General features: G+C 48.4%; 9 protein-coding genes. 3 read left to right on the top strand and 6 right to left on the bottom strand.

Annotated features, from left to right (window positions below):
• Positions 1-117 precede the first annotated feature (117 nt).
• On the bottom strand, positions 118-297 hold the full coding sequence (locus tag Q1A41_RS16030; RefSeq protein ID WP_299981020.1) for a hypothetical protein: 180 nt from the start codon (positions 295-297) through the stop codon (positions 118-120).
• A gap of 46 nt (positions 298-343) precedes the next feature.
• Positions 344-1,648 (bottom strand): tyrosine--tRNA ligase, encoded by a 1,305-nt coding sequence (tyrS, locus tag Q1A41_RS16025; RefSeq protein ID WP_299981018.1) that lies wholly within the window; start codon positions 1,646-1,648, stop codon positions 344-346.
• Between the two features lie 243 nt (positions 1,649-1,891).
• Between tyrS and Q1A41_RS16020 the strand changes: the two genes are divergently transcribed.
• Positions 1,892-3,319: a peptidoglycan DD-metalloendopeptidase family protein gene (locus Q1A41_RS16020; RefSeq protein ID WP_299981016.1), complete on the top strand. Its 1,428-nt coding sequence runs from the start codon at positions 1,892-1,894 to the stop codon at positions 3,317-3,319.
• A 13-nt stretch (positions 3,320-3,332) separates the two neighbouring features.
• Positions 3,333-4,463 carry an anhydro-N-acetylmuramic acid kinase gene (locus Q1A41_RS16015; RefSeq protein WP_299981014.1) on the top strand — a complete coding sequence of 377 codons (1,131 nt, stop codon included), beginning with the start codon at positions 3,333-3,335 and terminating at the stop codon, positions 4,461-4,463.
• An 83-nt stretch (positions 4,464-4,546) separates the two neighbouring features.
• Here Q1A41_RS16015 and erpA read toward each other — a convergent pair whose 3' ends face one another.
• The 4 genes from erpA to argC form a co-directional block, all read right to left on the bottom strand.
• Positions 4,547-4,900: an iron-sulfur cluster insertion protein ErpA gene (erpA, locus tag Q1A41_RS16010; RefSeq protein ID WP_299981012.1), complete on the bottom strand. Its 354-nt coding sequence runs from the start codon at positions 4,898-4,900 to the stop codon at positions 4,547-4,549.
• Between the two features lie 142 nt (positions 4,901-5,042).
• The gene (locus tag Q1A41_RS16005) at positions 5,043-5,465 is read right to left on the bottom strand and encodes a polymer-forming cytoskeletal protein (protein WP_299981010.1); all 423 of its coding nucleotides are present in this window, start codon (positions 5,463-5,465) and stop codon (positions 5,043-5,045) included.
• 52 nt (positions 5,466-5,517) lie between these two features.
• A complete protein-coding gene (locus tag Q1A41_RS16000; protein WP_299981008.1) occupies positions 5,518-6,261 on the bottom strand; it encodes a DUF6776 family protein in 744 nt (247 codons plus the stop codon).
• 97 nt (positions 6,262-6,358) lie between these two features.
• Positions 6,359-7,402: an N-acetyl-gamma-glutamyl-phosphate reductase gene (gene argC / locus Q1A41_RS15995; RefSeq protein ID WP_299981006.1), complete on the bottom strand. Its 1,044-nt coding sequence runs from the start codon at positions 7,400-7,402 to the stop codon at positions 6,359-6,361.
• Between the two features lie 245 nt (positions 7,403-7,647).
• On the opposite strand from argC, the gene Q1A41_RS15990 reads away from it, so the two are divergent.
• Entirely contained in the window at positions 7,648-9,399 is a 1,752-nt protein-coding gene (locus tag Q1A41_RS15990) for a chloride channel protein (protein ID WP_299981004.1), read from the top strand.
• The last annotated feature ends 26 nt before the right edge of the window (positions 9,400-9,425 follow it).

Raw genomic sequence — 9,425 nt, 5'->3', positions numbered from 1 at the left:
AACAACCGACAGCTGCTGGAGCTTGTCGTTGCGACCAAGACCTCGTCTTGATCAGGGAGGCGTATTCTACACATCCCGTTGAGCTTTGCAAGTGTTTTTTTAAATCTTTTCAAGTGTTTAACGTTGTTTTTGAAACTCGCTAAACCTTGCCACACTTGCCTGAAAAACCGCCTCTTCAGCTTTGTTTTTCTGCTCTTCTCCGTCAGGAGAGGCGCGCATTATACGCAGCATCGAAACCTTGGCAAGCCCTTTTTGAAGTTTTTTTACAAAAACTTTTTGCGGCTGTTTTTTGGCCACAAAAAAGCCCGCTAATGCGGGCTTTTTATTAGATCATGGCCGTTATTTAAGCAGAGGTAAGCAGTGCATATTTCTTCTTACCCAAGCGAACCAAGAAGTACTGCTCAAAGCGGGCACTTGCCGCTGAAAAAATCTCTTCAGCATTCATATTATCGTCCACACCGAAGTCACCACCGTTAACCAGGAGTGCGCGGCGTTGTAGCGCATCCTTAACTTGCTTGCCGGAGCCTGCCAAACCAGCTTTAACCAATAAAGTGGTTAGCGGTTCGTGCAAGTCGCCTTTTTCAATGGTGTAACTTGGCAAGCCATCTTGGGCTAATTGCTTGTAATCCTCAGCCGACAAATCTCCAGCGTCACCAGAAAACAGAGCTTTAGTGATTCTTTCAGCTGCAGCCAGGCCTTCTTCACCATGAACCAAGCGAGTAACTTCTTTAGCCAGCACACCCTGCGCCTCAGGACGCCCTTGAGCAGCGCTGTCTTTTTCTTCTAAAGCATCAATTTCAGCTACAGACAAGAAGGTAAAGTACTTCAGGAACTTATAAACATCCGCATCCGCTGTATTCAGCCAGAACTGGTAAAAAGCATAAGGCGAAGTTTTGTTAGCATCTAGCCAAATGGTTCCAGATTCAGTTTTACCAAACTTTGTACCATCTGCCTTTGTCACCAAAGGCAGCGTCAAACCATAGGCCTTTCCACCATAGCGACGACGAGTTAACTCAACACCACCGATAATATTACCAAACTGATCCGAGCCACCGATCTGCAAACTGCAATTATGATGTTTATATAATTCTGCAAAATCAAAGGACTGTAATAAAGAGTAGGTAAACTCAGTAAAAGATATGCCCTCACCCTCACGATCGATACGCTGCTTAACCGACTCTTTGTTAATCATATTATTAACAGAGAAGTGCTTGCCCACATCGCGTAGGAAGGTCAGCACATCCATATCTTGGGTCCAATCCAGATTGTTCACCACAAGCGCCGAATTGGACGCCTCATTGAAATCAATGAAGGCTGACACCTGGGCACGCAACTTTTCTACCCAACCAGAAACCGTTTCTGCTGTATTTAGCTTGCGCTCCTGCGCCTTAAAACTTGGATCGCCAATCAAACCCGTTGCACCGCCAACCAATGCAATTGGCTTATGGCCCGCCTGCTGAAAGCGACGCAACGTCAAAAGAGGTACCAAGCTACCAATGTGCAAACTATCGGCGGTAGGATCGAAGCCACAATAAAGGGTGCGAGACTCGGCTGACAAATACTCCGGCAAAGTTTCTTCGCCTGTCATCTGCGCTAGCAAGCCGCGCGCCTTTAAGTCTTCTAGCAATCCCGAATCGACCTGAGACATATCACTACCTTTCACATTAAATTGGCAATTTTGATTGAACATCTAAGGCCTAGATTTGTCATAGGCCTCTATAAAAGAGGCGCAACCTTACCTTAACGGTTTCGAAAAACAAGAGCCTTGCCGTAAATGCCCGCCGAATGACGGTTTTAGGGTGCTTCGCAGGGTTATTTTTGATATAAACACACAGCTTAAGACCAAGTTTTACTGTGCGAACATAAGAAAAGACTACAAGTCGCTGAAAATATGAAAGATTTCCCAAAAACTTTGCGCGGATTCCCTCTGCTTAATCTTGCTATGGCTGCCGGCCTAGGCTTTGCGCTGGGCGCAATGGCTTTTATGGGCGACAGCAAAACAGACATCCCACAAACAGCTAGCAGCCAAGATGCTCCAGAGCTTATCGATCAACAGCCTGCTGGCCAAGTTGCCCTAAGCGATCAGACACTGACGGCAAACACACTTGCAATTACAGAATTCACCGCGGAGCCTGTTAACCTCGACATTACAGATCAGCAAGCAAAGAGCGAAGCCTTCGCGCTACCGGAGCCCGCCATTGATTGGCACAGCGAGAAAGTAAGGAGCGGCGACAACCTTTCTTTAATATTTAAACGTGCCGGCTTAAATGACAGCGATCTTCACGAGCTAGTAAGCAGCTGCAAAGAGGCCAAGCAATTACGCCGCATCCACCCCGGTCAAACCATCGACTTCCATATCGCTGAAGGCAAGCTACAAGAATTACGTTACCAAACCGACCAACTAAACACAGCAAGCTTTCGCCGCGACAGCGAAACCTTCCTAGCCCAAACTTTAACCCGTGAGCCCGACTTACAACCGAGCTACCACGAAGGAACTATTAATAGTTCACTATTCCTCGCCGGACAAAATGCCGGTTTAAGCGATGCCTTAATCATGGAGATGGCCAATATCTTTGGCTGGGATGTGGATTTTGTATTGGACATCCGCCAAGGCGATAGCTTCAAGGTGATGTATAACGAAGAGTTTTTAGACGGCAAGCACATTGGCAACGGCCCGATCTTAGCCGCTGAATTCACCAATAAAGATAAAACCTTTAAAGCCGTTCGCTACACCCATGAAAACGGCAGCAGCCATTATTACACCCCTGACGGAGACAGCATGCGTAAGGAGTTTCTGCGCACTCCCGTTGATTTTGCACGCATTAGCTCGCACTTTAATTTGCGCCGCAAACACCCTGTTTTAAACCGTATTCGCGCCCATAAAGGTACCGACTATGCGGCACCACGCGGCACCCCCATCCGTGCTGCCGGCGATGGAAAAATTGTTCATGCCGGCCGCAAAGGCGGCTACGGCAAGGCTGTTATCATAAAACATGGCGGCGCTTACAAAACACTTTATGCCCACATGAGCCGTTATGGGAAAAATATTAAAAATGGGAAACGTGTAAAACAGGGGCAAATTATTGGCTACGTTGGCTCAACCGGCCTGGCAACTGGCCCTCACCTGCATTATGAATTCTACGTAAACGGGCGCGTACGCAACCCCGTAACCGTTAAATTACCCAAAGCACGCTCAATACCGAAATCCGAAGCGACACGCTTTAAAGAGCTAACCCAGCCGATGCTGGTACAAATGGGCGACCTACAAGCTGCGCGTCAAATTGCAGGACTAGAAAAAGAAACCAGCAACACACTTTAATAAAGAGAGCCAAATGAGCCGCGAACTCTATATCGGCCTAATGTCAGGTACCAGCGCCGACGGGCTAGACGTGGCTTTGGTTGCCATTGATGAACAAAGTATTGAAGGCAACCACATTGAGCTACTCGGCACACTGGAAGCCCCCCTTCCCAGCCACACCAAAAAATTAGTTAGCGAACTAGCCCTTAGCGGCCCAGATGAAATCAACAAGCTCGCCCAGCTTGATATACAGCTGGCCGAAAGCTTTGCTCAAGCCAGTCTTAAGCTACTTGAGCAGCAAGGGCTAAAGCCAGAAGATATAGCCGCCATAGGCAGTCATGGACAAACCATTAGGCACATCCCCAAAAGCGATACACAAGCAGGCTATACCCTACAAATTGGTGATCCAGCCCGCATCGCAGAAGCTACCCAGATTTGTACCATTGCTGATTTTCGCCGCCGAGATATCGCCGCTGGCGGCCAAGGTGCACCACTAGCCCCCGCATTTCACAAAACCGTATTTCAGCACCCGACATGCAATCGCTTTGCTGTGAATATAGGCGGCATGGCCAACATCAGTTATATCCCCGCTACCCAGCTGCAAGAAGATGTTATCGGCTTTGATACCGGCCCAGGCAATGCACTTATGGATGCTTGGATAATGTTGCACAAAGGGAAGCCCTACGACCTAGACGGACTATGGGCTCTAAGCGGAACAGTAAGCGACCACCTACTAACCAGACTGTTAAAGCATCCATTTTTGGAGCAAAGCGCACCGAAGAGTACTGGCCGCGAAGCCTTCAATATGCCTTGGCTCGAGCAACAACTAAGCGGTTTAAGCTTAAACCCTGAAGATGTTCAGGCTACCCTAATGGAATTTACCGCCCGCAGCATTGCCATGCATGTATTGCAACTGCAACTTGCAGGCGAACTCTATGTTTGCGGCGGAGGTGCGCATAATGGCGCATTAATGCAACGACTGGACGAACTGCTAGAGCAATTTACTGTAGCCGACACAAGCTCCCTAGGAGTACATCCCGACTGGGTTGAAGCTGTGACGTTCGCCTGGCTCGCCCATCAATGCAAACACAACAAGAGCGGAAACTTACCCAGCGTAACGGGTGCAAAAGGAAACAGGATTCTTGGGGCGATATACCCAGCCTAATGCCCAGCTAAACAAGCACACCCAAAGTGACACCCGTCAAACTAGCTCAACTCAAGGCCTACAAGCCAAATCGATTAAGAGAATTAAATAGAGAAGGAAGAGCCGCAGCCGCAGGTCGCTGCAGCATTAGGGTTTGTGATCACAAACTTAGAGCCGGCCAAGCCTTCTTCATAATCGACAGTGGCGCCCATTAAAAACGGGTAACTCATGGCATCCACCACAACCTCGACACCCTCAACTGACACCACTGAATCGTCTTCTGCCGCCAACTCATCAAAAGTAAAGCCATACTGAAAGCCCGAACAGCCGCCGCCAGTTACGAAAACACGCAACTTCAACTCTGGGTTAGCCTCTTCTTCCACCAAGCTACGAACCTTATTGATCGCGCTGGGGGTAACTTCTAAGGCTTGCGGGGTAAACATTTGAGCTTCAGACATATTTTTAACCTTTGTACTTGCGGCGCTATTATCTACTTAACCAAGGAAAACAGTCAACTATTGAATGGCATACTGAAACGTAGATAAAAACCGACAGCAGCAGCGCGAATAGCGCCGCCAACAATAAGACTTTTACAAAGATTTATACTTCGGCAGCGCGATCTTTAGCGCCTTCAACGGCGGTCAGAACCGCTTGTTTGCCATCACAATACACTAAGCTACCGTTAACCTGAGCACCTTTAACCATCTCGATAAGATGGTAATTAACATTACCCTGAACGATAGCCTTTTCAGCAAGTTCGATGTGCTTGCTAGAATTTACGTTACCAGACACTTTGCCGTTGACCACGATGGAAGGCGCTCGAATCTCACCTTCTACTTCACCGCCATCCATAACCCTTACACGCGCATCACTGCCATCTTCAGCTATGATATTACCCTTAACGCGACCTTCGATTTCCAGATTGCCTTTAAAATGTAAGTCACCAACAATCTCAGTAGCCTTGGAAATTAAAGTGGTTGAACCTGCCGCAAATGCCATTGGTTTTTCCTTTTTTGGAAACATGATTAGACTCTTACTCTTAGTTATGTGGAGTAAGAAGCGGCAGGCAAGGGCTTTAGCTCTGCTGCACTAGCCAACCAAACTTCTTCTCAACTTCAACGGCATCCCTACCGGTAGACTTGGCCACCAGTTCAATACGCTCGGGGGTAAAGCCCTCCGGCAACACCATTTCACCTGTCACGTTCTGAAAGTAGCGAAAACCTAGGCGGATTTCATCACCACTAACATCATTAGACAAATCTTTAAGTGCAAAACTGCGAACTTCTCCATCAGTCTCTCTACCCACCACGTTAAAACTTAGGTGTCCACGCAGGTGACTGTGATTGGAGGCCAATTGCTGGACCACGAGTTTATACTGATAATGCCTTGGGGTACTAGTGGCAATCACATCAAGTGAGCCAATTGTTAGGCCACGCTTATTGGCTGTTGGGGACATCAGGCCTCGATAGAAGCTAACATTTTCCTCAAGCTCTGCAATTTTCGCTTTTAGCTGAATGACCTCACCACGAACATCTTCAGCCGCTTTACGATCTACCTCCGAGCCTAATGACAAGTTTGCCACTTCTTGGCGCAAGCCATCAGCCTCTGAGTTTTTATTATGCAACTGCGAACGTAACTGAGCCACCTCGGCCGTTGCGTCAGCTTGAGTTGATTGCAGCTGGTAACGCCCATAAAAATAAGACGCCAAGCCGACCGTTAATACTAATATCGTCGTAACAAGCTGTCCGGCAAAGCGCTTGCCAGGCTCGTCCTGCACAACTCTTAAACGATATTGATAACTTCCTTTTACCACTGCCATATTCACCTCCAATAGTACTGCTCTTTATCAAGGTAAGATTGAATCGCCTGGCCTCATCCTTGCCCTTCGGCGAATCCCCAGCCCAGCACTCAAGGTACTAAGGCAACAGGGCCAACTGCTCCAGCCCTAATTTCTCCTCAAATCCCAGCATTAGGTTCATATTTTGAACCGCCTGCCCTGAGGCTCCTTTACAAAGATTGTCGATAACAGACAACACAACTACAGTGTTTCTCCCTTGGGGCTGATACACCGCTATTTTGCATTGATTAGACCCTTTTACCCAGCGTGTTTGCGGGCAGCTTCCCTCAGGCATTACATCAACAAAACTTTCATCTGCGTAGCGCTCTGCAAACAAGGTTTGCAAATCCACCGCGCCCGGTGTCTTAAGCTCTGCATAGGCCGTAACCTGAATCCCGCGAATCATTGGTAACAGATGCGGTACGAAAGTTACTTCTGCCGGCGCTTGATCGGCGCCTTGAACCGTTCTTAACCCCTGCTCTATTTCAGGCAAATGTCTATGGCCTGCAACAGCATATGCTTTATAACTATCTGTTACTTCGGCCATTAGATTATCGACTTTAGCCTGTCGGCCCGCCCCACTCACTCCTGAAGCGGCATTGGCGATCAAACGCGCCGGATCCACTAGACCATTTTCCAATAGCGGGATCAGCGCCAGCTGAGTAGCCGTTGGATAACAACCCGGGCAAGCCACTAGCTGAGCACTTTTAATTTGCTCGCGATTTACCTCAGGCAAACCATATACCGCCTGCTCAACCAACTCTGGACAGGCATGTACTTGCTGATACCACTGCTCCCAGCAGTCAATATCTTTAATACGGAAATCAGCCGACAGATCAATGACTCGTGTTCCCGTGGCAATCAATGGAGCCATCATGCTTTGCGCTACGCCATGCGGAGTTGCAAAGAACACCACATCACACTGAGCTAACAGCTTTACATCAGGCTCGCAAAAGGCGATATCACAACGCCCTCGCAGACTTGGATACAGGCTGGATACCGCCACCCCCTTCTCTGCACGCGAGGTAATCATGCTTACCTCAACCTTAGGGTGGTTAACCAAAAGACGTAATAACTCTGCGCCGGTGTAACCTGTTGCTCCAACAATGCCTACTTTAATCACTACTACCTCAACTGCTATTTGCTACGACTACTGTTCTTATCTGCTGCGTGTGGCCAATAGCGACAATTGTTGCCTCACCACAAATTTAGTCCAAACTTGCCAAAGTGCAATGTTATAAGTGCAAGTACTAAACACAGCCAAAATCTAATTAATCTCTTATAATAAAGGCCAGCGCCCCAAAGCAAAAGAACTGGGGCGACAAAATTTCCCCTCAGACCCCATGAAATAAGGGCTTAGACAACAAAATGAGCCAACGCAAAGCATCTACAAGCAAGCTCTCCCTTGCCATGCGAAGGAAAGTCAGCCAATTGGCCGACCACACCCGTCACAGCGTTGCCCATATTGAAGCCCTGCCCTTGATGACAATATTGGGGTTACTCAGCGGCCTACTTGCGGCAGGCTTAATTGTTTTATTTCGTCTAGCCATTGACCTCCCAAGTGAAAGCTTTTTCTCTGGCAAGAAATTTGAAGACCTCCCTGCTGAAGTACGCTTCGCACTTCCTTTAATTGGCGCCATCATAATTGGCTTATTTCTACAGGCCTTAAAACCCGAAAATCGCCAACTATCGGTAGGGCACGTTCTATCAAGGCTGCATCACTTTCAGGGGCGCCTACCGGGAGTTAATATTGCAGTGCAATTTATTGGAGCTTGCCTTGCTCAAATCACCGGTCAGAGCTTAGGACGAGAAGGCCCGGCCGTGCACCTTGGCGCCGGCATGGCCAGCCAGCTGGGCCAGTTTTTAAAACTGCCTAATAACAGCCTACGCACTCTGGTAGGCTGCGGCGTGGCCTCTGCCATAGCCGCATCATTTGATACCCCAATTGCCGGCGTTATCTTTGCTATGGAAGTTGTCTTGATGGAGTACACCATCAGCGGCTTTATACCTGTGATACTCGCCTCTGTTGCAGGGGCCGCCATCTCCAAGGCCGTCTTTGTTCAAACCTTAAGCTTCACTGGCATTCAAGGCGAGCTTCTCAGCTTATGGGAGCTGCCTTATATTGCACTTGGTGGATTGGCGATCGCTTTGGCGGCAGGCTTGTTTATCCGGCTACATTTGGCGACCTTAAAAATAAGCAATCTACCCATTGTTTTGAAAACAACGGCGGCAGGACTACTCACAGGCACATTAGCAATTTTTTGGCCGCAGATTATGGGCAACGGCTATGACACAATACTGGACTCTGCAAATGGCCAATTAGGGCTACAACTGTTAATCGCCCTAGTTTTGGCCAAGACACTTGCCAGCGCCGTATCGTCCGGCGCTGGCATCACTGGTGGGGTAATTGGGCCGGTTATGGTCATCGGCGCATGTCTCGGAGCTGTCATTGGACAACTTGGGGCCAACTTCTCTCCTATCGGCTCAACCAATACCGAGCTCTACGCCTTGTTAGGCGCCACTGCCATGATGGCCGCCGTCTTGAACGCCCCACTAGCCGCCCTGCTTGCGGTACTGGAATTATCGCAAACACCCGACATTATCTTTCCAGCCATGCTAATGATTGTTGTGGCCTGCCTAGCGACGCGCCAATGGTTTTGTCATGACGGTATATTTTTAGCTCAATTAAGAACTCAAGGCCTGGCGATTGAGACCTCCCCAAGCCAACAGGTCCTTAGCAGGGCTGGAGTGCGCAGCGTTATGAGTGGTCGCTGCCAGAGTTGTAGCACCGTGATTGATTTAGAGGCAGCCAAACGGCTGCTAAAACCAAAACCCAATTGGTTGGTACTAGATAGCAAAAGTCCACTTGTCATGAAGGCCGCCGATTTATCTCGCTTCATTGAAGAAGTCGACGACCCGAACGCCGAAATTGATTTACTGGCCATTCCAGCGAGCCGCCTACAAGCTAGTTTTATCGACCAAAGATCTAACTTATTTGAGGCAAAAACTAGTCTGCGAGAACAAGAAGTCGAAGCATTGATCGTAACCAAGCAAAGCCGTTGGCAAACCGTTACAATAGGCGTTATTACCCAAGAAGATATAAACAGCTTCTACGGTTAAACGAAGAGAATAGCCTCTAGGAATTC

The organism is uncultured Pseudoteredinibacter sp. (assembly GCF_947502065.1).
GTDB lineage: Bacteria > Pseudomonadota > Gammaproteobacteria > Pseudomonadales > Cellvibrionaceae > Pseudoteredinibacter.
Note: the sequence above shows the minus strand (reverse complement) of the source record. Positions and strands in the feature narration are given on the sequence as shown.

Excerpts from the sequence above, each read along its gene's own strand:
- erpA (WP_299981012.1), bottom strand. The coding sequence starts at position 4,900 with ATGTCTGAAGCTCAAATGTTTACCCCGCAAGCCTTAGAAGTTACCCCC.
- Q1A41_RS15990 (WP_299981004.1), top strand. The coding sequence starts at position 7,648 with ATGAGCCAACGCAAAGCATCTACAAGCAAGCTCTCCCTTGCCATGCGA.
- Q1A41_RS16005 (WP_299981010.1), bottom strand. The coding sequence starts at position 5,465 with ATGTTTCCAAAAAAGGAAAAACCAATGGCATTTGCGGCAGGTTCAACC.
- tyrS (WP_299981018.1), bottom strand. The coding sequence starts at position 1,648 with ATGTCTCAGGTCGATTCGGGATTGCTAGAAGACTTAAAGGCGCGCGGC.
- Q1A41_RS16015 (WP_299981014.1), top strand. The coding sequence starts at position 3,333 with ATGAGCCGCGAACTCTATATCGGCCTAATGTCAGGTACCAGCGCCGAC.
- Q1A41_RS16020 (WP_299981016.1), top strand. The coding sequence starts at position 1,892 with ATGAAAGATTTCCCAAAAACTTTGCGCGGATTCCCTCTGCTTAATCTT.
- Q1A41_RS16000 (WP_299981008.1), bottom strand. The coding sequence starts at position 6,261 with ATGGCAGTGGTAAAAGGAAGTTATCAATATCGTTTAAGAGTTGTGCAG.